This window comes from Reyranella sp. (assembly GCF_965227665.1).
Lineage (GTDB): Bacteria > Pseudomonadota > Alphaproteobacteria > Reyranellales > Reyranellaceae > Reyranella.
On sequence record NZ_OZ245767.1, the window covers coordinates 345858 to 371628 of the forward strand.

Annotated in this window: 23 protein-coding genes and 4 tRNA genes; 22 read left to right on the forward strand and 5 right to left on the reverse strand. The window is 63.6% G+C overall.

The genetic code is table 11. The features are described from left to right. The first annotated feature begins 16 nt into the window (after positions 1-16). Entirely contained in the window at positions 17-601 is a 585-nt protein-coding gene (locus ACO07I_RS01735) for a GNAT family N-acetyltransferase (protein WP_422013706.1), read from the forward strand. A gap of 393 nt (positions 602-994) precedes the next feature. On the opposite strand, the gene ACO07I_RS01740 is transcribed toward ACO07I_RS01735, so the two are convergent. Together ACO07I_RS01740 and ACO07I_RS01745 are read right to left on the reverse strand one after the other, a co-directional pair. Further along, the gene (locus ACO07I_RS01740) at positions 995-2188 is read right to left on the reverse strand and encodes a CaiB/BaiF CoA transferase family protein (RefSeq protein ID WP_422013708.1); all 1194 of its coding nucleotides are present in this window, start codon (positions 2186-2188) and stop codon (positions 995-997) included. Next, positions 2185-3063, reverse strand: a complete 879-nt coding sequence (locus tag ACO07I_RS01745; protein ID WP_422013710.1) for a hypothetical protein — start codon at positions 3061-3063, stop codon at positions 2185-2187. The genes ACO07I_RS01740 and ACO07I_RS01745 overlap by 4 nt, the downstream gene beginning before the upstream one ends. A 432-nt stretch (positions 3064-3495) precedes the next feature. Here ACO07I_RS01745 and ACO07I_RS01750 point away from each other — a divergent pair, with 432 nt between their 5' ends. Both ACO07I_RS01750 and ACO07I_RS01755 read left to right on the forward strand, forming a co-directional pair. After that, on the forward strand, positions 3496-4233 hold the full coding sequence (locus ACO07I_RS01750; RefSeq protein ID WP_422013712.1) for a hypothetical protein: 738 nt from the start codon (positions 3496-3498) through the stop codon (positions 4231-4233). A 318-nt stretch (positions 4234-4551) separates the two neighbouring features. Continuing rightward, positions 4552-5340: a DUF3800 domain-containing protein gene (locus ACO07I_RS01755; protein WP_422013714.1), complete on the forward strand. Its 789-nt coding sequence runs from the start codon at positions 4552-4554 to the stop codon at positions 5338-5340. 1105 nt (positions 5341-6445) lie between these two features. Here the strand turns inward: ACO07I_RS01755 and ACO07I_RS01760 are convergent. The 3 genes from ACO07I_RS01760 to ACO07I_RS01770 form a co-directional block, all read right to left on the reverse strand. Next, positions 6446-6730, reverse strand: coding sequence for a hypothetical protein (locus ACO07I_RS01760; protein ID WP_422013716.1), 285 nt, complete (start codon positions 6728-6730; stop codon positions 6446-6448). Positions 6731-6861: 131 nt separating this feature from the next. Continuing rightward, positions 6862-8268, reverse strand: a complete 1407-nt coding sequence (gene glnA, locus ACO07I_RS01765; RefSeq protein WP_422013718.1) for a type I glutamate--ammonia ligase — start codon at positions 8266-8268, stop codon at positions 6862-6864. A 55-nt stretch (positions 8269-8323) separates the two neighbouring features. Then, entirely contained in the window at positions 8324-8662 is a 339-nt protein-coding gene (locus ACO07I_RS01770; protein ID WP_324504790.1) for a P-II family nitrogen regulator, read from the reverse strand. A gap of 199 nt (positions 8663-8861) precedes the next feature. Between ACO07I_RS01770 and ACO07I_RS01775 the strand changes: the two genes are divergently transcribed. From ACO07I_RS01775 to ACO07I_RS01865, 19 genes are all read left to right on the forward strand, one after another. After that, positions 8862-10025 (forward strand): aminotransferase, encoded by a 1164-nt coding sequence (locus ACO07I_RS01775; RefSeq protein WP_422013720.1) that lies wholly within the window; start codon positions 8862-8864, stop codon positions 10023-10025. A gap of 160 nt (positions 10026-10185) precedes the next feature. Beyond that, entirely contained in the window at positions 10186-10845 is a 660-nt protein-coding gene (locus ACO07I_RS01780) for a TetR/AcrR family transcriptional regulator (RefSeq protein WP_422013722.1), read from the forward strand. Further along, positions 10842-11459 carry a TetR/AcrR family transcriptional regulator gene (locus tag ACO07I_RS01785; RefSeq protein ID WP_422013724.1) on the forward strand — a complete coding sequence of 206 codons (618 nt, stop codon included), beginning with the start codon at positions 10842-10844 and terminating at the stop codon, positions 11457-11459. The genes ACO07I_RS01780 and ACO07I_RS01785 overlap by 4 nt, the downstream gene beginning before the upstream one ends. 289 nt (positions 11460-11748) lie before the next feature. Then, positions 11749-12096, forward strand: coding sequence for a hypothetical protein (locus tag ACO07I_RS01790; RefSeq protein WP_422013726.1), 348 nt, complete (start codon positions 11749-11751; stop codon positions 12094-12096). Positions 12097-12151: 55 nt separating this feature from the next. Continuing rightward, positions 12152-12228: transfer RNA gene (locus ACO07I_RS01795), tRNA-His, on the forward strand. 32 nt (positions 12229-12260) lie between these two features. Then, positions 12261-13763, forward strand: coding sequence for an NAD(P)H-hydrate dehydratase (locus ACO07I_RS01800; RefSeq protein ID WP_422013728.1), 1503 nt, complete (start codon positions 12261-12263; stop codon positions 13761-13763). Between the two features lie 89 nt (positions 13764-13852). Beyond that, positions 13853-13937: transfer RNA gene (locus ACO07I_RS01805), tRNA-Leu, on the forward strand. A gap of 18 nt (positions 13938-13955) precedes the next feature. Then, complete coding sequence (gene tig, locus ACO07I_RS01810; RefSeq protein ID WP_422013730.1) at positions 13956-15302, forward strand: trigger factor; 1347 nt, start codon at positions 13956-13958, stop codon at positions 15300-15302. Positions 15303-15378: 76 nt separating this feature from the next. Beyond that, a complete protein-coding gene (locus tag ACO07I_RS01815; RefSeq protein ID WP_422013732.1) occupies positions 15379-16029 on the forward strand; it encodes an ATP-dependent Clp protease proteolytic subunit in 651 nt (216 codons plus the stop codon). A 145-nt stretch (positions 16030-16174) separates the two neighbouring features. Then, complete coding sequence (clpX, locus tag ACO07I_RS01820; RefSeq protein WP_422013734.1) at positions 16175-17446, forward strand: ATP-dependent Clp protease ATP-binding subunit ClpX; 1272 nt, start codon at positions 16175-16177, stop codon at positions 17444-17446. 176 nt (positions 17447-17622) lie between these two features. Next, positions 17623-20022 (forward strand): endopeptidase La, encoded by a 2400-nt coding sequence (lon, locus tag ACO07I_RS01825; RefSeq protein ID WP_422013736.1) that lies wholly within the window; start codon positions 17623-17625, stop codon positions 20020-20022. A 146-nt stretch (positions 20023-20168) separates the two neighbouring features. Continuing rightward, positions 20169-20441 (forward strand): HU family DNA-binding protein, encoded by a 273-nt coding sequence (locus ACO07I_RS01830; RefSeq protein ID WP_298314012.1) that lies wholly within the window; start codon positions 20169-20171, stop codon positions 20439-20441. 34 nt (positions 20442-20475) lie between these two features. Next, a tRNA-Val gene (locus tag ACO07I_RS01835) sits at positions 20476-20550 on the forward strand. A 32-nt stretch (positions 20551-20582) separates the two neighbouring features. Then, positions 20583-22610: a DUF3857 domain-containing protein gene (locus tag ACO07I_RS01840; RefSeq protein WP_422013738.1), complete on the forward strand. Its 2028-nt coding sequence runs from the start codon at positions 20583-20585 to the stop codon at positions 22608-22610. A 320-nt stretch (positions 22611-22930) separates the two neighbouring features. Then, a tRNA-Asp gene (locus ACO07I_RS01845) sits at positions 22931-23007 on the forward strand. Between the two features lie 45 nt (positions 23008-23052). Continuing rightward, entirely contained in the window at positions 23053-23418 is a 366-nt protein-coding gene (locus ACO07I_RS01850) for an NADH-quinone oxidoreductase subunit A (protein WP_068198877.1), read from the forward strand. After that, entirely contained in the window at positions 23409-23942 is a 534-nt protein-coding gene (locus tag ACO07I_RS01855; protein WP_407074927.1) for a NuoB/complex I 20 kDa subunit family protein, read from the forward strand. The genes ACO07I_RS01850 and ACO07I_RS01855 overlap by 10 nt, the downstream gene beginning before the upstream one ends. Continuing rightward, positions 23942-24583, forward strand: coding sequence for an NADH-quinone oxidoreductase subunit C (locus tag ACO07I_RS01860; protein ID WP_422013741.1), 642 nt, complete (start codon positions 23942-23944; stop codon positions 24581-24583). Before ACO07I_RS01855 ends, ACO07I_RS01860 begins: the two co-directional genes overlap by 1 nt. 1 nt (position 24584) lies before the next feature. Beyond that, positions 24585-25769, forward strand: coding sequence for an NADH-quinone oxidoreductase subunit D (locus ACO07I_RS01865; protein WP_422013743.1), 1185 nt, complete (start codon positions 24585-24587; stop codon positions 25767-25769). Positions 25770-25771: the final 2 nt, after the last annotated feature.

Genomic DNA, 25771 nt, shown 5'->3' on the forward strand with positions numbered 1-25771 from the left:
ACAAAGGAATGACTCGATGAGCGACGTCGTCTTCCGCAAAGGTGAGCACGTACTGTTGCGTCCCCTCCAGAGAGCCGACATCCCGGCAATCCGGCGCTGGATGAATGACCCGGAAACAACCCAGTACCGACTGGCGCGGGCCTTTCCTCTCATGGAAAAGGCCCAGGAGGAGTGGCTGGACAGGCTGTCGGGTTCGACGACGGAGTTCGCCCTCGGCATCGTGACGATCGAGGACAACAAACTGATCGGTTGGATCGGCCTGCATGAGGTCGACTGGGCACACCGCACGGCCACCACCAGCACAACGATCGGCGAAGCGGATCATCTCGGCAAGGGCTACGGAAGCGAGGCGAAGATGCTGATGCTCGACTTCGCCTTCAATGCACTCGATCTGTATGCCGTCCGCTCACGCGTGATGGACGACAACAAGCGCAGCCTCGCTTACGCCCGGAAGAACGGCTACGAGGAAGTGGGACGACTTCCAAAGTGGATCCGCCGGCAGGATGGCGAACGTTGCGACGAAGTCGTGCTTGTCGTCACGCAGGAACAATGGCGACCGCTGTGGCAGGCGTATCTCAGGAACAGAAGAAGTCCTGCGTAGAGCGTTTCCGCATCGAGTGCACCCACCACCTCATCCTGAGGAGGCCCGAAGGGCCGTCTCGAAGGATGGGCAGCAGACGTAGTGCTCGTACCCACCCTTCGAGACGCGCTCCTGCGTCGCGCTCCTCAGGGTGAGGTGCTCTTGGAAGGTCCGATATGAGTCCGTCTCTGTCGGAAAGACCCTAGTGCGGGCGCAGGGGCGATGCGGCCCGTCGGTGGCGAGGTCATCCAGCACGTTCATACGCAATCTCCGCGGTATTTAATTACCGCATTGACCCCCGGGCAGGTTCGCTTCGATTGCTTCGGTTATTTCGGTTGTTTCGTTTACGCGGCCTGACCCGGCGGCGTGACAGCCGAGCCGCTGCATCATATCGGCATGCGGGGCGATCCTTCGTCAGCGCACGGCGCCCGACGTCCGCATCTTCTCGATCTCTGCCTCGCCGTATCCGGCTTCGGCGAGGATTTCGGCGGTATGCTCGCCGAGTTTGGGGGCGTGCGTCTCGACCGGGCGTTCTCCGCCCGAGAACGTGTTGGCGCGGCCCGAACGGCGGATGCGGCCTTCGCTGGGATGGTCCTCGGGCTGGAAGAAGGCGACATCGGCCAGGTGGGGGTCGGTGAGCAGGTCGTCGATCGTGTTGTAGCGCGCGGCCGGCACGTCGAGCCGGTCGAAGATCTCCAGCCAGTCCGCCGTCGTCTTCTGGGCGAGGCCCTCTTTGCGGACAACGAAGTACGCGGCGGCATTCTTCGTGCGCGAGGCGGCGCTGTCGAAGCGCGGGTCGGTCTTCAGCTCGGGCCGGCCGATGGCGTCGAAGAAGGCGAAGGCCTGCTGGTTGGTGTTGGGCCCGACGGTGATGTAGCCGTCCTTCGTGGGCAGCGGACGGTAGTCGGGGCTGAGCAGGCGGCCGTCGCCGCTGGGACCGATCGGCGGATCGAAGGTCGCCGCACCCAGATGCTCGCTCGACACGAACGAGGCCATGTTCTCGAGCATGGGCACGTCGATCGCCTCGCCGACGCCGGTCTTCTCGCGGCGATAAAGCGCGAAGCCGATGCACTGGGCGGCGATCAGGCCCGTGGTGTGATCGCTCATCACCATGGGCACGAAGCGCGGCTCGCCGGTGGCGCGTTCCAGGGTGCCGGCGACGCCGGACAGGCTCTGCACGATGGGATCGTAGGCGGGGCGGTTGTAGTAGCGGCCGCCGCGGCCGAAGGCCAGGATCGAGCAGTGGATCAGCTTCGGGTTCTTCTTCGCGAGGCTCGCATGATCGAGCCCGGCGCGGGTGAGGGCCTCGGGCCGCACGTTGCTCACGAACACGTCGGCCTTCTCGATCAGGCGATGCAGCGCCGCGAGCCCATCCGGCTGCTTGATGTCGAGCACGATCGACCGCTTGTTGCGGTTGAAGTTGATGAACTTGCCCGACATGCCGGGATTGCGGCTGCCCTGTGCCATGGTGCGCAGGAGGTCGCCGCCCGGCGCCTCGACCTTGATGACCTCGGCGCCGTAGTCGGCCAGCGTGCGCGTGCAGATGGGACCTACGACCACCGTCGTCAGGTCGACTACCTTCACACCGGCGAGCGGACCACCGCTCACGCCTGACTCCCTTGGGCGAACTCCAGGTCCATCTCGCCGCACAGCACGCCGTTCTTGTCGGCGGCCCAGAGCTTCAATTTGCCGTCCTTCTGGTCCTCGCCGCGGACCTCGATCAGGTCGCCGACCCAGAGCGGATGGACGAGACGGGCGCTGTAGCCCTTCAGCTCGCCCTTGGCATGCTTCAGGGCGGCATCCACCATCAGGTGCATCGACAGGCCGCCGTTGGACACGATGGCGGGATAGCCTTCCTCGCTGCGCGTGTAGTCGCCGTCATAGTGGATGCGGTGGGCGTTCCAGGTGATGCCGCCGTAGCGAAAGTTGAGCGTGTTGGTGAGCGGCGTCGTCTCGCTCCAGGCCTGGTCGGTGCGCGCCGGCGTGGCCACGGTGGCGGTGGTCTTCTGGCCCGGCGGGACGGCGGGGCGGTAGATCGCGTCGAACGTGTCGGAGGCGATCGTCCTGCCGCCCTGTTCGATCGTGTGGCGCATCGTCAGCACGAAGATGTCGCCCGAGCGGCCGGTCTTGGGGACGATGTTCGCCACCTCGGCCTTCTTCAGCGCGGGCTCGCCCGCCTTGAGGCGGCCCATGATCTCGACCCGGCGGCCGGCGCCCATGCGGCGCGGCATCGGGATCGGGGGCAGGACGATGCCCTTGTTGGGATGGCCGTCGGGTCCAAGTTCACCCTGGCGGACGGTCTCGGCGAAGAAGACGGTGAACCAGTGCGGCGGCAGCTCCTGGCCGCGCGTGATCGACTCGGGATCGACGTCGAAGGTCGCGGCGACGCGGCGGACGGCCATCATGCCGATATCGTCCTCGACCGTGCGCACCCGCCCGATCCAGGGCCGCAGGGTCTCCATCGCTTCGTCCATCCAGCCCATGTCGGTTTCCTCAGAAGGTTTTGCGGCGCGCATCCTCCAACAAAAGAAGGGCCCGCAACAGCGGGCCCTTTCATGATCCGAAAGATAGGTTGGTCGAGAGGCGTAACAAAACTGGGGAAATATTTGAGTTTCAAGCGGGTTAGCACTTCGCGGAATTGACTGGCTCGTGATCGCATAATCTCCATTACCGCACATAGTTATTGGAACATCGATTAGCGGCCCATATTTGACCGTATAGCCTGATCGATCAGCAGGGTCTTCGATCCATCATCGATCCGCGATCAGGTCTGGTGAGGTCCGGGACCGATCAGGACGGGCGAAAGGCGAGTGACGATGAAGCGTTCCGACCGGAGGAGGCAAGCGAGCGAGCGCGGAGGCTCCCATTGAGCCGGACAACTAGGAGAGGTTGAAGCGGCGCGCTAGAATCGTGAGATGAGCATTATCAGCCCGTTCATCACCTTCATCCTGTTTACGCTCGGTTTGCTGGCTTGGCGATTACAGTTGATCGACAAGCGCCGGTTCGAGATCGCCGAAGAGGTCTTGGTCAAGTACGTAGGGATGGCATCGTTGTTGAAGCGGACAAGGAATCGGAATCGCTATGAAGGGTTCGACGAGTTCAAGGCGAAGTGGAATCCGAGGAGCCCTTATTCGTACTATTTGATGCTACGACAATGGTCGTACCGGATACCGGAGGATCTACAGGAGGAGTGGGTTCGAGTCCGTGCAGATGCCGTACAGGTGGCGATCCAAGCGGAAATCTATCTGTCGGAGGAAATTTCAGATGCCTTTAAGTTTCCATACCAGTGTTACGAGGGGGTGCAGGAGGCGGCTCAAGTCCTTGATTCGATATCGCCCTACCCGAGCATCGATCCCCACAATGAGGAGCCACCGCCGGAGTCGGACCAACAGCCCGAAGACGATGAGTTTACGAATGAACAAGAGCAGGACGTGGAACAGCTATACTTCCCGATGCGGTTTCACAATGCAGGCGTCGGGGTTGAAGAATCCGACTGGATGTCCGTCGAGATCATGATTCGATTTGAGCACCTGATGGAGAGTTGCAGGCCGTACACGAACCAGAATCCCTACCGGTTCCTGCTGCGGTTCGCTCAGAGCCTCAAGCCTCAGCCGGGATGGTGGGACAAGGTTCGGATGGGCAAGTTCGATTGAGCCTCAAATGATAAAGCCGAACGTACCGTTTGAAGGGACGGTGCTGTCGTTTCTTCCAGCCGGCCGTGAGGCGCTGGTGACGGTTCGGGGCATCGGGGAAATCGAGGTGGTATTTGTCCATCTCCCGGAAGCGTTCTGCCGGGAGACACCTCTACAAGAAGGCGACGTGATCTATGTCACTGCGGGTAGGGTCGATCATCCCGATTGCTGCGCTGTCTACGCAGCTCTGCTGAGGCGACCTAGTTCTGATGAGCAAGCTAACTAACCACAGGTGACCGGGGTAAACTGGTTGGGAGAGTCGACCGAGGATTGCCGACGATGAATGTCAACCCCAGCCGGGCTTTGATCTTTGGAGACGACAGTTCGAAGACGGGCCACGCGTACTTCGTCTATGGCTCGCTGATCTGCGGCGAGAGTCGATTGCCCGCGATTCTCAAGAAGCTACAGAATTCGCTTGGCGACTACGATCACGAGATCAAATGGAATGAGACGCGATACCTGAATATCAACAAGCGCTTCGCCGGAGCCTTGTTCGATTCGTGGTCGAGCCTTAGCTACCGTTGCATCGTGGTTCCAACGGCTCAGATCAACGACGCGGTTAGTCCCTCGGAACGTAGCCTTCTCAGGGCCAAGCTCGTTTTTACGCACCTGAACACGTACGTGAGGACCACCGGGCATGATCGACCGCTGTTCCATGCAACGTTGGACGAAGACGAGTTCGATCCGGAGGTGCAGAAGATCACCCTGAATCACAAGTTCTGGCGGGATCACGGCGGGGATTACGATGCATTCGAGGTGGTAAGGGCGGAGAAGTCGAAGAACGACCTCATGCTACAAGCAGCCGACCTGATCACTGGAGCCATCGCATGGGTATGGAACGGCGGACTTGAGCCAGCCAGCACCTCGAACAGCTATGTCCATCGCCTCACCATGGCGAGCCTGATCGCGGCCCGGGTACGGATTCCTCACATCAAGAAGAAAAGCGAGATCATCGTCCCACAGGGTGACGTTCGCGGGCTGGGCTATCCCACTGTCCAAGCCCATCAGAAAGGGTTTTCGATCTGGAAGATGGACCTAGCCCGATCCAAGGCCGCCCAAGGCTCCTAGGAAGTTCGCCAGAGCCTCAGGAAGGATCGACCCACCGGGGGTGGGGCACAACGCCCAACCCCTCCCAGCGGGCAGATTTACCGGCCTACAGGAGTCGTTGCAGGACCCGGGCCACGATCAGGATCAGGAAGATCTGTTCGAGGTCGAGGGACAGGTAAAGTTTGATCATTCGTGCCTCTTGTTGTTGGGCACTTGCTATTGAATCCATAATTCTCGCGCGGGCAACAGATTCACGCGCAGAAGACCACACGCTATTCAGACACTTCGCGACGTGGTGCAATTGACAAGTTATTCGATACCGAAAAGGGGGGGGATAAAGGTGCGAGATGTCGCTACCGCTGGCCTGAGAATGTGGAACAGGTAGCTCCAACGGTCTGGTCTCGCTCACGCTAGGACCCATCTCGCACTGGGCTAGTGGTGGTTGCAATCTCGATCCGAAGACCGAGGGCCCTCATCCTCTCAGGTAGAGGCCACCACCAGCGCTGATATTTACCCGGCTAGCTCAGGCGCTGAACAAGACGGGCCAAGATCAGGAGCAGGACAACGGCTTCGGGGTAGGTCAGGGAGAAGGCGAAATGGAAGTGGATCATCAGCGGGACCTCTGTTGTTGGTGCCCATCTTCTGGCCTGTAGCAGCGCCGGGGTCGGGTAATTACTCGGTCTGATGATCCGGGCTCAGCAAATGCAGGCTTTCTCTGGAAGCCGGTAATTACCCCTGCCTACTTGGGCATACACAGACGGAGCCCGAGGAGAGTCATATCCCGTCGCAGGAGGCAGCCTGCTATCGCGGTGAGATTGTGAGATGATGGGCTTCTACGTCCGCCGGGGAGAGCGTGATGAAGGGGGATGCGCTGGAAGATTGGGCTACCTGACGCGCAAGATGTTCCGTGAGTGGCGTTCCGGAATGTGGGTCGCGGCGGCTTTCCACGAATGCCGGGACGAGTGGAAGTCGGTCCAACGCTTGTCCAGCCCGATAGCCCGTAGATACCTCCCAACCCATTTTCCCAGTGCCCGGACCAGCGGCCCTGGGTGTCCGGCTATGGCTCGCATCGCTGGTTCGAATACACCCCGATAATCCTCCGGGTGATCACGGGCACAATGAAGGGCTAGGGGTCCTTCTGTTCATCTTTCCGAAGGGACTGGCGGTACTCGAACCGCCCGAGGTCGCTCATCGTCTTCAGGGTGTCCCACACATCCCAGTCCAAATAGACGGTGCTGTCCTCCGCGATGATTCTCATACCGTGGATGCCACTCATCCTGAGCCTCTCCCATTCGACCTCGCGCATTGCCAGTTCGACCTGTTGCCGGGTGGGCTGGTCGGCACGAACGAGAGGATGACGTTCCTCTATGGACGCGATTTTGTTGCTGCCGTTGAGCTTGAACAGTTCCAAGTACCATTGCTGCATTTGAGTCTACGTTGTTGACGAAAAAGGCCACCCGGGTGGGTGGCCTTCCTAGGGACTTGCTAGGGACTTCGGAGTGTTTCCGACGTTCCTAAAAGCTCGATTTTACTGCATCCGATTTAGATCGAATAATACATCTTGTACTCGATCGGGGCCGGCTGGTGTTCCCAGTTGTAGACCTCTTCCCACTTGAGTTCCATGTAGGCGTCGATCTGGTCGTCGGTGAACACGCCGCCCTGGGTGAGGAACGAGCGGTCGGCGTCGAGGGCGTTGAGGGCCTCGCGCAGCGAGCCGGCGACGGTCGGAACCTTGGAGAGTTCTTCCGGCGGCAGGTCGTACAGGTTCTTGTCCATCGGGTCGCCCGGATGGATCTTGTTCTTGATGCCGTCGAGTCCGGCCATCAGCATCGCCGCGAAGGCGAGGTACGGGTTGGCCGACGGATCGGGGAAGCGGACCTCGACGCGCTTGCCCTTGGGCGAGGACGCGTAGGGGATGCGGCACGAGGCCGAGCGGTTGCGCGACGAGTAGGCCAGCAGCACCGGCGCCTCGAAGCCCGGGATGACGCGCTTGTAGGAGTTGGTGCTGGCGTTGGTGAAGGCGTTCAGCGCCTTGGCGTGCTTGATGATGCCGCCGATGTAGTACAGCGCCGTCTCCGACAGGTCGGCATAGCCCGAACCGGCGAACAGCGGCTTGCCGTCCTTCCAGATCGACTGGTGGGTGTGCATGCCCGAGCCGTTGTCGCCATAGAGCGGCTTCGGCATGAAGGTCAGCGACTTGCCGTAGCTGTGGGCGACGTTGTGCAGCGTGTACTTGTACTTCTGCACGTTGTCGGCGGTCTTCACGAGCGTGTCGAACTTGAAGCCGAGCTCGTTCTGCGCCGGAGCCACCTCGTGATGGTGGATTTCCATGACCAGGCCCATGTCGGTGCAGACCGTCATCATCTCGGCGCGCAGGTCGTTGTGCGTGTCGACCGGCTGGACGGGGAAGTAGCCGCCCTTGACGCCCGGACGGTGGGCCAGGTTGCCGCCCTCGACCGCGATGCCGGTGTTCCACGGCGATTCGTTCGAGGAGATGCTGTAGAAGCTGCCCTGCATCTGCACGTCATAGCGGACGTCGTCGAACACGAAGAACTCGAGTTCGGGGCCGAACACGGCGGTGTCGCCGATGCCCGACGACTTCATGAAGGCTTCGGCGCGCTTGGCGGTCGAGCGCGGGCAGCGGGCATAGAGCTGGCCGGTCGAGGGCTCGACGACGTCGCAGCTCACGATCAGCGTGGTCTGCGCCGAGAAGGGGTCGAGCACGGCGGTCGACGGGTCCGGCATCAGGATCATGTCGGACTCGTTGATCGCCTTCCAGCCGGCGATCGACGAACCGTCGAACATCACGCCGTCCTCGAAGGTGCCTTCGTCGGTGGCGGACGCCATGCGGGCCGTGTGCTGCCACTTGCCGCGAGGATCGGTGAAGCGGAAGTCAACGAACTTGACGTCCTTTTCCTTGATCATCGCCAGAACCTGTTTGGCATCCATAGTCGATCGTCCCTCTACTTGTGGTTTACTTCTTCAGCCCCCAAAGGCCGGGTCCTCATACGGCGGCGTCACCACGCTCACCAGTACGAATTCGAATCGCGTCGTCGATGCTCGACACGAAGATCTTGCCGTCGCCGATGCGACCGGTATGGGCGGAGGCACGGATCGCCTCGACCGCCTTTTCCACCATCTCGTCCTCGATGATGAGTTCCAGCTTCACCTTCGGCAGGAAGTCGACGACGTACTCTGCGCCACGATAAAGCTCGGTATGGCCTTTCTGCCGGCCGAAGCCCTTGGCCTCGAGAACCGTGATGCCTTTCAGACCGATCTGGTTGAGGGCATCCTTCACCTCGTCCAGCTTGAAGGGCTTGATGATCGCTTCGATCTTCTTCATTTGGCTTGAGACACTCCGCACGAAGGCACCGGGCCCTCCGTTCAGAAGAGCCCGTGTCAGGATAGGGAAGCACACTTCATGCCAGAATTTTCCACAGGGTAATGCGGGAAATCCGGCTTCAGTCTGTCTGTTTTGAGGGCGGATTGATTAAAATACAAACAAAATACAGCGCAAAAAGTAGACACCGAGAGAAGTTCGCATGAAATCCGCTAACTCCACGATGGCCGGCCTCGGCACGACGGTCTTCGAAGTCATGTCGGCGCTGGCCCGCGAGCACCAGTCGGTCAATCTCGGGCAGGGTTTTCCCGACGACAAGGGGCCGGAGGAGGTGAGGGCGGCGGCCGCTGACTATCTGCTGAACGGCCACAACCAGTACCCGCCGATGATGGGAATCCCCGAACTACGCCAGGCGGTGGCTGCGCACGCCACGCGTTTCCAGGGGCTCGACATAGACTGGCAAAGCGAAGTGCTCGTGACCTCCGGGGCAACCGAGGCGCTGGGCGACTGCCTGTTCGGCTTGATCGAGCCGGGGGACGAAGTCGTTCTGATCGAGCCGCTGTACGATTCCTATCTGCCGATCGTGCGGCGGGCAGGGGGCGTGCCGAAGCTGGTGCGCCTGGAGCCGCCGACCTGGCGTCTGCCGAGGGAGGAGCTGGCGGCGGCATTCGGACCGAAGACCAAGCTCATCCTGTTCAATACGCCGATGAATCCCTGCTCCAAGGTGTTCGACCGCGAGGAACTCGATTTCATCGCCGGGCTGTGCCTCGAGCACGATGTCTACGCCGTGTGCGACGAGGTCTACGAGCACATCATCTTCGACGATCGGCGCCACATCTCGCTGATGACCCTGCCGGGCATGCGCGACCGCACGGTCCGGATCGGCTCCGCCGGCAAGAGCTTCAGCCTCACCGGCTGGAAGGTGGGCTACATCACGGCGGCGCCGGACCTGATGAAGGCGATCGCCAGGACCCACCAGTTCATGACCTTCACGACGCCGCCCAACCTGCAATGGGGCGCGGCGACCGGGTTACGCCTGGACGATCGCTACTTCTCGACCCTGGCTGCCGACATGCAGCGCAAGCGCGACCATCTCGCCGGGGCTCTGGCCACGATCGGTTTCGACGTCCTGCCGTCGCACGGGACGTATTTCGTCACCACGGACTTCCGACCGCTGGGATTCAATGGAACCGACGAGGACTTCTGCCGGCACATCACGGTCGAGGCCGGGGTTACGGCGGTGCCGGTCAGCGCCTTCTACCAATCCGAAGCGGCGCCCCGACATTTCGCGCGCTTCTGCTTCTGCAAGCACGACAGCACGCTCGACAGCGCCATCTCTCGTTTGGCGAAACATTTTGGCCGCTGACTCGCTGGTATTTGCATTGATGTAGACATAGGATGCAATTGTCGCCTCGTTTCGGCGGGGCAGAGACAGCGTCCGAGGTGTTTGCGTTGAGAATGCTTGTAAGTCGCTCTGATAGTTGCGGCATCGCAACCTGGCTCCGGTCGGCGAGTTTGCTGGCGGGATGAGCTGGATCGACCCTCCTGCCCGCCACCCGGGTTCGGCGAAGACCATCAGGGTGGACGGCCGTCGGCTGCGCAGCGAGCGCACGAAGCAGCTCATCGTCGAAGCCTATCTGGCCCTCATCCGGGAGAATCCGCATACGCCGGTGCCGACTGCCGCGGAGATCGCGGAGCGCGCCGGCTATTCCGTCAGGTCCATCTTCGAACGTTTTCCCGATCTGCACACTTTGCGCGTCGCGGCAGCGGATTACGCGCTCGCGCACGCGGCGGCGCTGGCGCCGGCACGCGACGTCGATGGCGACCGGGCGACGCGCATCCGATCGCACGTGGAGACCAGGGCAGGGACCTGCGAGCGGGGCATCTCGTTGTGGCGGGCATTGACGTTCAACGTCGACGAGAACGACGACTTGAAGATCCGCATCAAGGTCGCGCGCGACCGCACGATCGAGCGCATGCAGGTCATGTATCGGCCCGAGCTGACGGTGCTGCCGGAGACCGAGCGCCGCAACGTCCTGATCGCTCTCGAAGCGATCACCGACATCGAGAGTTGGGCGCGGCTCCGGGATGTCTATGGTCTGTCGTTCGCCGAAGGCTGCGCGGCCTGGATCGCGGCCATCGACCGGCTCCTGCCGGCGACGCCTGACGGTGGGGCTCGCACATGACGGTCCGCCCGGTGAAAGTGGATGGCCGCCGGCTGCGCAGCGAGCGCACCAAGCAGCTCATCATCGAGGCCTATCTCGCGCTCGCCCAGGACCTGTCGCCGCGCGTGCCGACCGCGGCCGAGATCGCGGAAAAGGCCGGATATTCCGTACGATCGATTTTCGAGCGCTTTCCCGACATCCTCGCCCTTCAGGTCGCGGCCGTCGATTACTGCTTCGCGCAGGTGTCGGCGCTGGCGCCGCCGCGGGGCGTCGAGGGCGACCGCGCGAGCCGGATCGAGGCGCATGTACGCACGCGCAGCCAGTCTTGCGAACGCTGGGTGCGCCTGTGGCGGTCCCTGGTGGTGAACCAGGGCGATTCGCCGGAACTGCGGTCACGCGTCCGATCTGCGCGCGACAGCGTAACGGAGCGCATGGAACTGATGTTCGCGCCGGAGTTCGCCACGATGCAGCCCGAGGACCGGCGTCAGACGCTGATCGTTCTGGAAGCGCTGACCGACGTCGAAAGCTGGGAACGCATGCGCGAATACTTCGGCCTGTCCGTCGACGAGGCCTGCGGCGTCTGGATCCAGACCATCGACCGGTTGCTGCCCCGGAACCGGAGCGAGGCCGCGTGACCGGGGCGGGTGAAGGGGTGCCTGCCGCATCCCCGACGCCCGATCCCAAGGACGGTCGAAGACTGCGGAGCGCCCGCACGCGCCAGCTCATCATCGATGCTTACCTGGCCCTGCTTCGCGAGAGGCCGCAGATACCCACAGCCGCTGCGATCGCACAGCGCGCCGGCTACTCGGTGCGATCGGTCTTCGAACGCTTCCCGGACCTGCACGCCTTGCGAGTCGCGGCGACCGACGAGGCGCTCTCAGGGCCTCGGCCCAGGTGGCCGCTCGGCCGACGAATGGGACGCGCATGCAGCGGCTGGAAATCCATGTCGAGATGCGCGGTCGCACCTGCGAGGAATGGCTGCCCCTGTGGCGAGCCCTCAATGCCAACCAGGGCGATTCGCCGGAACTGAAGGCGCGCATCCGTGTCATTCGCGAGATGGTGATGCGGCGCATCGAGGAGATCTATGCGCCGGAACTGGCGACCCTGATGCCGCACGAGCGCCGCCAGACGGTGCTCGCGATCGAAGCCCTGGTCGATTTCGAGGGTTGGGCACGTCTGCGCGGTCACTTCGAACTGTCGTTCGAGGGGGCTTGCGCCGTCTGGATACATGCCATCGATCGACTCCTGCCGAAGACGTCTGCTGATTGTTGACGCTCCGGCCGCTGGAGCGTAGGAAGGCGCGCTTCGTCGGGAGCGACCCGCGATGGCGGCCGTAGCTCAGTTGGTTAGAGCGCCAGATTGTGATTCTGGATGTCGCCGGTTCAATTCCGGTCGGCCGCCCCAATCGCCCCCGTTCCATGCCGCCAAGGCCTGACGTGAACGATCTCATTCCCAACGACGCACTTGCGCTACTCGGCTGCGGGCAGATGTCGAAGGCCGATGCCTTTGCCATCGCGGCCGGTGTTTCCGGACCGACTCTCATGGAGGCCGCCGGACAGTCGGTGGCCGTCGCCGTCATGGAGCGCCATGCACGTCGTCCCGTCATCGTGCTGTGCGGGCCGGGCAACAATGGCGGCGACGGCTTCGTGGCGGCGCGGCATCTGCAGGCGGCGGGCTGGCCCGTACGGGTGATTCTCTTTGGCGTGTTCGAGGGCCTCAAGGGCGATGCCGCCTGGGCCGCCGCAACCTGGACGGGGCCGGTCGAGCGCTGGTCGCCGGCGCTGCTGGAAGACGCTCCCCTCGTGATCGACGCCATCTTCGGGGCCGGCCTGAGCCGCCCGATCGACGGAGAGATTGCCGCCGCCATCGATCTGGTGAACGGGCGCGAGCTGCCCGTGGTCGCCGTCGACGTGCCGAGCGGCCTCCATGGCGACACCGGCGAGATCCTCGGCCGCGCCTTTCAGGCCGAATCGACCGTGTCGTTTTTTCGCGCCAAGCCGGGCCACTATTCGGTCGAGGGGCTCCGCCGCTGCGGGGCCCTCCGTATCGCGGATATCGGCATTCCCTCGGCCGCATTGAACGCGATCGGCCCCCGGACGTGGCTGAATGCGCCGGCCCTGTGGGCGCATCTGCTGCGCCGCGAGGACATCGGCGACCACAAGTATGCGCGGGGCCATCTCACCATCCTGGCCGGGCCCCATGCCACGGGCGCGGCGCGGCTGGCGGCGTTGGCCGCGCGCCGGGTCGGGGCCGGCCTGGTGACGATCGCGGGTTTCCGCTCGACGATGACGGCCTATCAGGCGGCCGAGCCCGGAAATCTCGTCGTCGAGGCCGACGATGGCCCGATGTTCGCCCGTCTGCTGGAAGACGAGCGGCGGAATGCGGTGCTGATCGGTCCGGGATCGGGCGTGATCGAGCGAACGAAGGAGGCCGTCCTCGCAGCGCTCGACGCCCGGCGCCGGGTGGTGCTGGATGCCGACGCGATCACCGTCTTCTCCGGCGATCCCGATCTCCTGTTCCGCCGCATCGCAGGGCCCGCAGTGCTGACGCCGCATGAGGGCGAATTCAGGCGGCTGTTCCCCGACCTTGCCGGCCGGACCGGCGAGACCGGCAAGCTGGAGCGGGTGAGGCGGGCGGCGGCGCGGAGCGGGGCGACTGTCCTGCTCAAGGGGCCCGACACCGTGATCGCCGAGCCGGATGGCCGCGCGGTGATCAACGTCCACGCCTCGCCGGCGCTGGCGACGGCCGGTTCGGGCGACGTCCTCGCGGGGCTGATCGGCGGACTTCTGGCACAGGGCCTCACGCCATTCGCCGCAGCGTCGGCGGCGGCCTGGCTGCATGGGGAATGTGCGCTGCAGTTTGGCCATCCCGGCCTGATCGCCGAGGATTTGCCCGCGCAATTGCCGCGCGTTCTCCACTCCCTGTCGTCCTTTAATTGACCGTTCATCGGGGTCGGGCTAAGAGGCCCGCGATTCGGCCTTCGCGGCACGCCCCGATGGCTCAGGATGTCGTTTGGGCAAAGCTTCGGGCGGGCGTGGTGGAATTGGTAGACACGCGAGATTTAGGTTCTCGTGCCGCAAGGCGTGGGGGTTCAAGTCCCTCCGCCCGCACCAGGAAATGGAAGTGAGACAATGCAAGTTACGGAACTCTCGGCCGAAGGCCTGAAGCACCAGTTCAAGATCGTCGTCCCCGCAAGCGACCTCTCGGCGAAGATCGACGAGCGCCTGGCCGAAATGGCGAAGACCGCGGCTCTGCCGGGCTTCCGTCCCGGCAAGGTGCCGGTCAGCCTCCTCAAGAAGCAGTATGGGCAGGCGCTGTTCGGCGAAGCCGTCGAGGCGGCCGTCAACACCAGCACGGCGAAGGCGATCGAGGATCGCGGCCTGAAGCCGGCGCTGCAGCCGCGCGTTGACCTGAAGCAGCTCGAAGAGGGCAAGGACGTCGAGTTCGAGGTCGTGGTCGAGGTGCTGCCGGAAATCGGCAAGCTCGACTTCTCGGGCATCGAGCTCGAGCGGCTGAAGGCGGAAGTGCCGGAGAAGGACATCGACGAGGCGCTCGATCGTATCGCCAAGGCGAATCGCGAGCAGAAGCCCGTGGATCCGCCGCGTCCGGCGCAGAAGGGCGACGCCATCAAGCTCGACTTCGTGGGCTCGGTCGACGGTGTGGAGTTCCCTGGCGGCGCGGCCAGCGACTACACGCTGGAGCTCGGCTCGGGCTCGTTCATCCCCGGCTTCGAGGATCAGCTGACGGGCGCCGAGGTCGGCAAGACGGTCGACGTCAAGGTGACCTTCCCGGCCGAGTACGGCGCGCCGGAACTCGCCGGCAAGGACGCCGTGTTCAAGTGCACGATCAAGGAAATCCACGAGTTCGTCGACAAGCCGGCGGACGACGAGCTGGCGAAGAAGAGCAACTTCGAGAACCTGGAGGCCATGCGCAAGGCGATCGGCGAGCGCATCGGCCAGGACTACAACCAGATCTCGCGCACGATGATCAAGCGCCAGCTCCTCGACAAGCTTGCGGAAACCCACAAGTTCGACGTGCCCGAAGGCCTCGTCGAGAGTGAGTTCAACGCGATCTGGCAGCGCATCGAGGAAGCCAAGGCGAAGGGCGAGAAGCTCGAGGACGACGAGGAGAAGATGCGCAAGGAGTACCGCGAGATCGCGGAGCGCCGCGTGCGTCTCGGCCTGCTGCTGGCCGACATCGGCCGCTCCAACAGCATTGACGTGACCCCCGAGGAGCTCAACCAGGCAGTGATGCGCGAAGCCATGCGCTATCAGGGCCAGGAGCGCCAGGTGCTCGAGTTCTTCAGCAAGAATGCCGAGGCGAAGGACCAGCTGCGGGCGCCGATCTTCGAGGAGAAGACGGTCGACTTCATCCTGGAGCTGGCCAAGGTTTCGGAGAAGCCGGTTACCCCCGAGGAACTGCTCAAGGCCGCCCGCGAGGCGGAAAACGACGAGCCTGCGGAAGCGGCGGCGAACTGATCCGGAGCCGGTGGCCTTGAATGGGGCCACCGGCGCTGCCACTTTCCCGTAGCACTGTCACTCAAGGGGGCCCGCGATGATTCGCGACCGCGATCCGCTGGAAGTCTACAACAACTACTACGTGCCGATGGTGGTCGAGCAATCGGCGCGCGGCGAACGCGGCTATGACATCTGGTCGAGGCTGCTGAAGGAACGGATCATCTTCCTGAACGGTCCGGTCGAGGACCACGTGGCAGGCGTGCTCTGCGCCCAGCTGCTGTATCTCGAAGCCGAGAACCCGACCAAGGACATCTCGTTCTACATCAACTCGCCCGGTGGCGTGGTGACGTCCGGCATGGCGATCTACGACACCATGCGCTACATCCGCCCGCACATCTCGACCCTGGTCTACGGGCAGGCGGCGTCGATGGGCTCGCTCCTGCTGACGGCGGGCGAGAAGGGCAAGCGATTCGCGCTGCCGAATGCCCGGATCATGATCCATCAGCCCTCGGGCGGCGCGCAGGGCCAGGCCACGGACATCGAAATCCATGCCCGCGAGATCCTTGCGACCCGGGCCCGGCTTAACCAAATGTATGTGGAACATACCGGCAAGCCGCTCGAGGTGATCGAGCTTGCCATGGAGCGGGACAAGTTCTTCGCGCCCCTGGAAGCCAAGGAGTTCGGCCTGATCGACGACGTCCTCGAGAAGCGTCCGACCCCCACGACCATTCAGGCGGCTGCCTCCTGAGGGGGCAGCAGCGACCAATTGTTTCCCGTTCGCACGGCGACACACCATATTTTGATGTTGTCGCCGTCCGGGCGGCACGTTTAACATAGGCTTGTGTGCGGGCCCGCAGGTCGTAGGGCCCCCCAAGCGGAGGTGCGTTACCGACATGCCAGCCGCCAAATCCGGGGGTGATTCCCGCAACACCCTGTATTGCAGCTTCTGCGGCAAGAGCCAGCATGAAGTCCGCAAGCTCATTGCCGGTCCGACCGTGTTCATCTGCGATGAATGCGTCGAACTCTGCATGGACATCATCAGGGAAGAGAGCAAGACGACTCTCGTCAAGTCGAAGGATGGCGTGCCGTCTCCCAAGGAGATCCGGCAGATCCTCGACGACTACGTCATCGGTCAGGACCGCGCCAAGCGCATTCTTTCCGTTGCCGTGCACAATCACTACAAACGATTGAGCCACGGCGGCAAGGCGAACGAAGTCGAGATCGCCAAGTCGAACATCATGCTGATCGGGCCGACCGGCTGCGGCAAGACGCTGCTCGCCCAGACCCTGGCGCGCATGCTGGACGTGCCGTTCACGATGGCCGACGCCACGACGCTCACCGAAGCCGGCTATGTCGGCGAGGACGTCGAGAACATCATCCTGAAGCTGCTGCAGGCGGCCGACTACAATGTCGAGCGGGCGCAGCGCGGCATCGTCTATATCGACGAGGTCGACAAGATCAGCCGCAAGTCCGACAACCCCTCGATCACCCGCGACGTGTCGGGCGAGGGTGTGCAGCAGGCGCTGCTGAAGATCATGGAGGGCACCGTGGCCTCCGTGCCGCCGCAGGGCGGGCGCAAGCATCCGCAGCAGGAGTTCCTGCAGGTCGACACGACGAACATCCTGTTCATCTGCGGCGGCGCCTTCGCCGGCCTCGACAAGCTCATCTCGATGCGCCGCCAGGGCACTTCGATCGGCTTCGGGGCGGAAGTGCGGGGGCCTGAGGATCGCCGGACCGGCGAAATCCTGAAGGATCTCGAGCCCGAGGACCTGCTGCGCTACGGCCTGATCCCCGAGTTCGTCGGCCGCCTGCCGGTCGTTGCGACGCTCGAGGACCTGGACGAGGTCGCGCTGATCGAGATCCTGACCCGGCCGAAGAACGCGCTGATCAAGCAGTATCAGCGCCTCTTCGACATGGAGAACGTGAAGCTCAAATTCTCCGACGATGCCCTGCGCGCGGTCGCCCAGAAGGCGATCCTGCGCAAGACCGGCGCCCGCGGGCTCCGGTCCATCATGGAGACCGTGCTGCTCGACACCATGTACGACCTGCCGTCGCTCGACGGCGTCGAGGAAGTGGTGATCAATCGGGAAGTCATCGAGGGTCGCGCCCAGCCGCTTTATGTGCATGGCGAGCGCAAAGAAGGCGTTGCGGCTGCTCCGGCCTGAGTTTTGCAGCGTCGGCGGCAACCGTCGCCGGCGGTCTCCCCCGACGGGGCTTGAACAACCCTCTGTTCAGGCCAATCTCTGATAGCGAGTGCGCGCGTTCGCGTGCCGTGGATCGCCCCGAGAGGGATCCCCGGCCGAGGCACGGGTAGCTCTAACAGCGTACGTTGCGAGGCATCATGAACGCCCCCATTCAAGGAACCGTCTATCCCGTCCTGCCACTGCGCGACATCGTCGTGTTTCCCGGCATGATCGTGCCGCTCTTCGTCGGTCGGGAGAAGAGCGTCAAGGCCCTCGAAGAGGTCATGAAGGACGACAAGCAGATCCTGCTGATCGCCCAAAAGAACGCCAGCCAGGACGATCCCGGCCCCGAGGACATCTACACGATCGGCACGCTCGGCACCGTGCTGCAGCTGCTCAAGCTGCCCGACGACACCGTGAAGGTGCTGGTCGAGGGCGGCCGTCGCGTGAAGATCACGGGCTACAACGATCGCGCCGATTTCTTCGAGGCGCGCGCCGTCGACATGGAAGAATCGACCGGCGACAGCGCGGAAATGCAGGCGGCTGCCCGCACCGTGGTCTCTGAGTTCGAGAACTACGTGAAGCTGAACAAGAAGGTGCCGCCGGAAGTCGTGGTCTCGATCAACAAGATCGAGGAGCCGGCCAAGCTCGCCGACACCATCTCCGCGCATCTGGCGCTCAAGGTCGCCGAGAAGCAGCAGCTGCTCGAGCTCGATTCGGTGTCGAAGCGCCTGGAGCGTATCCTCGGCCTCATGGAAGGCGAGATCGGCGTGCTGCAGGTCGAGAAGAAGATCCGCAATCGCGTGAAGCGTCAGATGGAGAAGACGCAGCGCGAGTACTATCTCAACGAGCAGATGAAGGCGATCCAGAAGGAGCTTGGCGAGACCGAGGACGGTCGCGACGAGGTTTCCGAGCTGGAGAAGCGCATCAAGAAGACCCGCCTCAGCAAGGAGGCGCGGGAGAAGGCCAACGCCGAGCTGAAGAAGCTCAGGACGATGAGCCCGATGTCGGCCGAGGCGACGGTGGTGCGCAACTACCTCGACTGGCTGCTGTCGATTCCGTGGCGCAGGCCGACCAAGATCATCAAGGATCTGAAGTACGCCGAGGAGATTCTCAACGCCGACCATCACGGCCTCGAGAAGGTGAAGGAACGCATCCTCGAGTATCTCGCGGTGCAGCAGCGCGTGAACAAGATGAAGGGCCCGATCCTGTGCCTCGTCGGTCCTCCCGGCGTCGGCAAGACGTCGCTCGGCAAGTCGATTGCCAAGGCCACGGGGCGCAACTTCGTTCGCATGTCGCTGGGCGGCGTGCGCGACGAGGCGGAGATTCGCGGCCATCGCCGGACCTATATCGGCTCGCTGCCGGGCAAGGTCATCCAGAGCATGAAGAAGGCGAAGTCTTCGAACCCGCTCTTCCTGCTCGACGAGATCGACAAGCTCGGTGCCGATTTCCGCGGCGATCCGTCGTCGGCGCTGCTCGAGGTCCTCGACCCCGAGCAGAACACGTCGTTCAACGACCACTATCTCGAAATCGACTACGACCTGTCGGACGTGATGTTCATTACGACGGCCAACTCGCTGCGCATGGCGCAGCCGTTGCTGGACCGCATGGAGATCATCCGCCTCGCCGGTTACACCGAGGACGAGAAGGTGGCGATCACGCGCAAGCACCTGATCCCCAAGCAGATCGAGGCGAACGGTCTCAAGGAGAGCGAGATCGACATCCACGACGACGCGGTGCGCGACCTCGTGCGCTACTACACGCGCGAGGCGGGCGTTCGTAACCTGGAGCGCGAGATCGCCAACCTGGCCCGCAAGGCCACCAAGGAAATCCTCATGAAGGGGACGACCAAGGTGAAGATCGGCCCCAAGAACCTGGAGAAATACGCCGGCGTCCGGCGCTTCCGGTTCGGCGAGGCGGAGCTCGAGGACCTGGTCGGCATCACCACGGGTCTGGCCTGGACCGAGGTCGGCGGCGAGTTGCTGCAGATCGAGGCCGTGCTGGTTCCGGGGCGGGGACGCATGAGCGTCACCGGCAAGCTGGGTGATGTGATGCAGGAGTCGGTGCAGGCGGCCAACGCCTACGTCCGGTCGCGCGCCCATATGTTCGGCATCAAGTCGAACATCTTCGAGAAGCGCGATATCCACATCCACGTGCCGGAGGGCGCGACGCCGAAGGACGGTCCGTCCGCCGGCGTGGCGATGGTGACCTCGATCGTGTCCGCCCTCACGGGCATCGCGGTCCGCAAGGAGGTGGCCATGACCGGCGAGATCAGCCTGCGCGGGCGGGTCATGCCGATCGGCGGCCTCAAGGAGAAGCTGCTGGCGGCCCTGCGCGGCGGTCTCAAGACCGTGCTCATTCCCAAGGAGAATGAACGCGATCTGCCGGAGATCCCCGACAACGTGAAGAAGGGACTGGAGATCGTCCCGGTGTCGACGGTGGACGAGGTCCTGGCCCGGGCGCTGGTGAAGCCGCTGGTCGCCATCGAGTGGGTCAACGATCTCGACGCGGTAGCTGCGAAGCCGGCTGAACCCGCCGAGGCTGCCCGCGCCCACTGAATTCCGTCCTGGATTGTGAAGCGAAGCCCCGGCCTGTCCGGGGCTTCGTCGTTTTGGCCCAAATGGTGCGATCCTTATCGGCAGCGCCACAAAATATGGTATAAGCGCCTCGAGACCCGAGTTGCCGGACCATGGAGAGGCTCGCCGTGAACAAGCACGATCTGATCGCAGCCGTCGCCGCTTCGACGAACCTTTCCAAGACGGACGCCGCGAACGCCATCGATTCGATGCTCACGGTGATCACCAAATCGCTGAAGAAGAAGGAAAAGGTCCTGCTGGTCGGGTTCGGCACGTTCCAGGTGACCAAGAGGCAGGCGGGCGAGGGGCGAAATCCCCAGACCGGCGAGAAGATCAAGATCCCGGCCGCCATCGTGCCGCGCTTCAAGGCCAGCAAGGCTCTCAAGGACGCGATCAACTAGGCTTTTCCCGGTCCGCTGTGCTAGGAGCGACGCCGGGCGATTAGCTCAGCGGTAGAGCATTCCCTTTACACGGGACTGGTCGGCGGTTCGATCCCGTCATCGCCCACCAACTGCCATGGCCGATCCGGGGGGAGCCGCGGCGTGACGCCGATCGAAAGGGCGCCTGCAGCACCCCAGGCCGCGGTGCGCTGCGAGCCGGTGCCAACCTGGGTCGAGTGTGCGCCCTACGCCGTTCCGGCAGACCCGAGCGCGTCGCGATTCATCGATAATGGTCTCTGCCGACTTCTGTCCGAGAGCCAGGTGAATCTGTGCCTCCTCGAGCGGCAATGGCACTTCCGGCGCGTCCAGAAGGTTCTGACCCGCGCCGGCGCCGAGCGCGTCTCGCATTTCGGGGTGGAATTCGACCCTGCCTACGAGCAGGTGGCGATTCATCACGTGCGCATCTTCCGCGGCGGGGAAATCATCGAACATGCGCATGCCGACGCGTTCCAGACGTTCCGGCGTGAAGCAAATCTCGAAATGCTGATTCTCAATGGGCGGCTGACGACATCGTTGTTGATTCCCGACGTACGGGTTGGTGACATCGTCGAGACTGCGGTGACGGTCACCGGCAGCAATCCGGCGCTGAAGGGCAAATTTGCCGGCTGGGTGGCATTCGATGAACTCGAGCCGTTCTACCAGTGCCGCCACCGTCAGATTCGCCCAGTCGATCGTCCCGTTGCCTGCAGAACGTTCAACGATCCGCCAGCAGAAGCGATCACCGTGGCGGATGGGGTCGTCGACGCTCGCTGGTGCCTGGAAGATGCCCCACGGCACGAGGTCGAGGAATACGCGGTGCCTTGGCATCTCCATGCCCCGACGCTCCAGTTCAGCGAATTTCCGGCGTGGTCGGACGTGGCGTGCCTGTTCGCTCCTTACTATGAAACTGCCGAGATTCCCGAGGGACTGGCCCGCGAGATCGACCAACTGGGGACAAAGTATCCCGACCCGGCGGATCGCGCCGTCGAATGGCTCCGCTTCGTGCAGCGGGAGCTTCGCTATTTCGCACTGTCTTTCGGCGAAGGCGGGCTCATGCCGCGCGGCCTGGCGGCGATCTGGTCCAGCCGCTTCGGCGACTGCAAGGACGCCGCCCAGCTCTATGTCGCCGGTGCGCGCCGCCTGGGACTGGACGCCTGTGCCGCACTCACCTCGACGACGCACGGCATGGCGCTGCCGGATTTCCTGGCTGCCTCCGACCTGTTCAACCACTGCATCGTTCGGCTGCGCCTGAAGGGGACGAGCTACTGGCTCGATCCGACCTGTCCCGAACAAGCTGGCCGGCTGACAAAGCTCAGTCAGGTTCATTTCGGCTGGGCACTGCCGCTTTCGGGCGACGCCGATACGCTGGAGCAGATCGGCCCCGGTGAGCCGGTGCCGCAGGTCAATGTCGAGGACGAGGTCGAGTTCGGCCCCAAGCCCGACTCGACGGCGCGACTGACAAGGCAGGTCGAATACTATTCCCGGGCGGCCGATGATGTGCGTCACAGGTTCGCGAACGGGGGCTCCGCCGATTATGCGAACGACCGGCTGAAGGAGGTCCTGGCTTTCTGGCCGCGCGCCCATCAAACCGGTGCGATCGAGGTGCAGGATGACCGTCCCGACAACTGCCTGACCGTGATCCTGAGATACGAGATTCCCGATTGCTGGAGGCAGGAGGGGAAGCGGCTGGCCTTCCAGATTTGCGACCTCGTGGTGGCAAGCGAACTGGGCACGCTCAAGCCGGCGGAGCGAGAGGGCGCCATCATCCTCGGACGGCCGCGACAGCTGGGTCACCGCATCACCCTCAAGATGCCGCGCAAGTGGACCGGCGACGGATGGCACCATGGGGAAGAGGGGGAGGGCATCTCCTTCTTCAACCGCCTGCGGATTGAAGGGCGCACGCTCGTCAACGAACGCGCCATCACCGTATCGAGCTGGACGATGCCCGCCGCCGGCGCCGCAGACTACAAGCGTGTCGTCGAGGCGATGCACACCAACGTCCTCAACATCTGGGCCCGGAAGCGCTTCGGACGGATCGCCCCGGTCGCAGTGGGTCGCTTCGGCCTAAACTTCGACTTCGGCTGGGCCTGGCTGATCTGGGTCGGGATCATGTTCGTGGCGGCGATCCTGAAAGCCTATGGCCAGAAATAATCCGCGCCTTTGTGCGCGCGCGCGTGCCCTTGGCGGTTGGGCACTCGACGGTGGCAGGGCGGTGAGGGAGAATCGCGTGAAATCCAACCGGGCCGGCGTTTTACCGTGCACTTGCGAACGGCGGATCGCGATCGGCCGTTCGATCAAAGGCATGCGAATCAATCGCAATCGTGTGTTCGCACTCGCAAACTGCGGGGTCGCCAGGTGGCATGCGGAAATTCTCTGAAAAATCCGGCACTTACACACGCATTCGCGGCTGCGGTATGCTTGACACCTAGTAGGGGCTCCTATATTTCTCCGCGCGCCGTTTGGGGCTGAAAGCGGGCGTAGTTCAGTTGGTTAGAATGCCGGCCTGTCACGCCGGAGGTCGCGGGTTCGAGTCCCGTCGCTCGCGCCAGCCCAAACACTGGCGGCCCATAATAACCGGGCGCAAGGGGTGGCGATGGAAGCTCTTCTGCGGGAATACCTGCCAATCCTGATCTTCCTCGGACTAGCCTTCGGGCTGGTCTGCGCCATGCTCGGCGGGTCATACCTGATCGCCCGCCAGAATCCGAACTCGGAGAAGCTGTCGCCGTTCGAGTGCGGGTTCGCACCGTTCGACGACGCGCGCGGACAGTTCGACGTTCGTTTCTACCTCGTCGCGATTCTCTTCATCATCTTCGATCTCGAGGTCGCGTTCCTGTTTCCGTGGGCGGTGGCGCTGGGCGATATCGGCCTCTTCGGCTTCTGGTCGATGATGTTGTTCCTGGGCGTGCTGACGGTGGGCTTCATCTACGAGTGGCGTAAGGGAGCCCTGGAATGGGAGTGATCACTCCGGCCAAACCCAACACGGTCGCCGAAGCGGCGCTGTCGCGGGCGCTGAACGACGAGCTGGCCGACAAGGGCTTCGTCGTCGCCCAGCTCGACAAGTTGGTCACCTGGGCGCGCACCGGCTCGATGTGGGGGCTGACCTTCGGTCTGGCCTGCTGCGGCGTCGAGATGATTCACTGCTGGATGAGCCGCTACGATCTCGATCGCTTCGGCTTCGCGCCGATGCCGAGCCCGCGCGCCGCCGACGTGATGATCGTGGCCGGCACGCTGACCAACAAGATGGCCCCGGCGCTGCGCAAGGTCTACGACCAGATGGCCGAGCCGCGTTACGTGATCTCGATGGGGTCGTGCGCCAATGGCGGCGGCTACTATCACTACAGCTACTCCGTCGTGCGCGGCTGCGATCGCATCGTGCCGGTCGACGTCTATGTGCCGGGCTGTCCGCCGACTGCCGAGGCGCTGCTCTACGGCGTGCTGCAGCTCCAGAAGAAGGTCCGTCGCACGGGCACGCTGGTGCGCTGATGAGCGAGGCTCTCAAGGAACTTGGCGACCACATCGTCCAGGCGCAGGCGGACGTGGTGTCGAAGGCCGAAATCCGACTGGGCGAGCTGATGCTCGAGACGTCGCCGGAGAAGGTGACCGCGCTTCTCACCTACCTGCGCGACGATCCGAAGTGCCTGTTCACGCAGCTGATCGACATCTGCGGCGTCGACTGGCCGGAGCGCGAGAAGCGCTTTGACGTCGTCTACAATCTGCTCAGCGTAAAGAACAACCAGCGCATCCGCGTGAAGCTGATGACGGACGAGACGACGCCGGTGCCGTCCGCCGCCTCGGTCTACAGCTCGGCCGGCTGGTTCGAGCGCGAGACCTACGATCTTTACGGCGTATGGTTCTCGGACCATCCGGATCTGCGCCGCATCCTCACCGACTACGGGTTCGAGGGCCATCCGCTGCGCAAGGATTTCCCGCTGACCGGCTTCGTCGAGCTGCGCTGGGACGATGTCCAGAAGCGCGTGGTCTACGAACCGGTGAAGCTGGCCCAGGAATTTCGCCGCTTCGACTTCCTGAGCCCCTGGGAGGGCGCGCCCAAGGTTCTTCCGGGCGACGAGAAGGCCCAGGAGACGGCCGCGGCACCCGCGGCGGCACCGGCGAAGGCGAACTGACATGTCCGACGTCGAAATCAAGACACTGACCATGAACTTCGGGCCGCAGCATCCGGCGGCCCACGGCGTGCTGCGTCTCGTCGTCGAGATGGACGGCGAGATCGTCGAGCGCTGCGATCCGCATATCGGGCTGCTGCATCGCGGCACCGAGAAGCTGATCGAGTACAAGAGCTACCTGCAGGCGGTGCCGTACTTCGACCGGCTCGACTACGTCTCGCCGATGAACCAGGAGCATGCCTACGCGCTCGCGGTCGAGAAGCTGCTGGGCATCGAGGCGCCGGAGCGCGGCCAGTACATCCGCGTGCTGTTCTCCGAGATCACGCGCATCCTCAACCATCTGCTGAACGTCACGACCTTCGCGATGGACGTCGGCGCGCTCACACCGCCGCTCTGGGGCTTCGAGCAGCGCGAGCTGCTGATGGAGTACTACGAGCAGGTGAGTGGCTCGCGCATGCACGCGGCCTATTTCCGACCGGGCGGCGTCCACCAGGACCTGCCGGCGGGCATGCTCGATTCGATGGATGGATGGATCAAGCAGTTCTATCCGTTCATGAAGGACGTCGAGAGCCTGCTGAACGAGAACCGCATCTTCCGTCAGCGGACGGTCGACATCGGCGTGGTTTCGGCGGAGCAGGCGCTCGACTGGGGATTCTCCGGTCCGCTGATCCGCGCTTCCGGCCTGCCGTGGGACCTGCGCAAGTCGCAGCCCTACGACGTCTACGACCGCATGGATTTCGACATCCCGGTCGGCAAGACCGGCGACTGCTATGCGCGCTACCTCGTGCGCATCGAGGAGATGTATCAGAGCGCCCGCATCATGGAGCAGTGCATTGCCGCGCTGCGCAAGGTCGGCGGGCCGGTGCGGGTCGACGACCGCAAGATCTCGCCGCCGCGCCGCGGCGAGATGAAGGGTTCGATGGAAGCGCTGATCCATCACTTCAAGCTCTACACCGAGGGCTACAAGGTGCCCGCCGGCGAGACCTACACGGCGGTCGAGGCGCCCAAGGGCGAATTCGGCGTCTACCTGGTGTCCGACGGCACCAACAAGCCGTACCGCTGCAAGATCCGCGCTCCCGGATTCCCGCACCTGCAGGCGCTCGAAATGATGACCAAGGGACACCAGCTCGCCGACATGTCGGCGAACATCGGCTCGCTCGACATCGTGTTCGGCGAGATCGACCGCTAGGA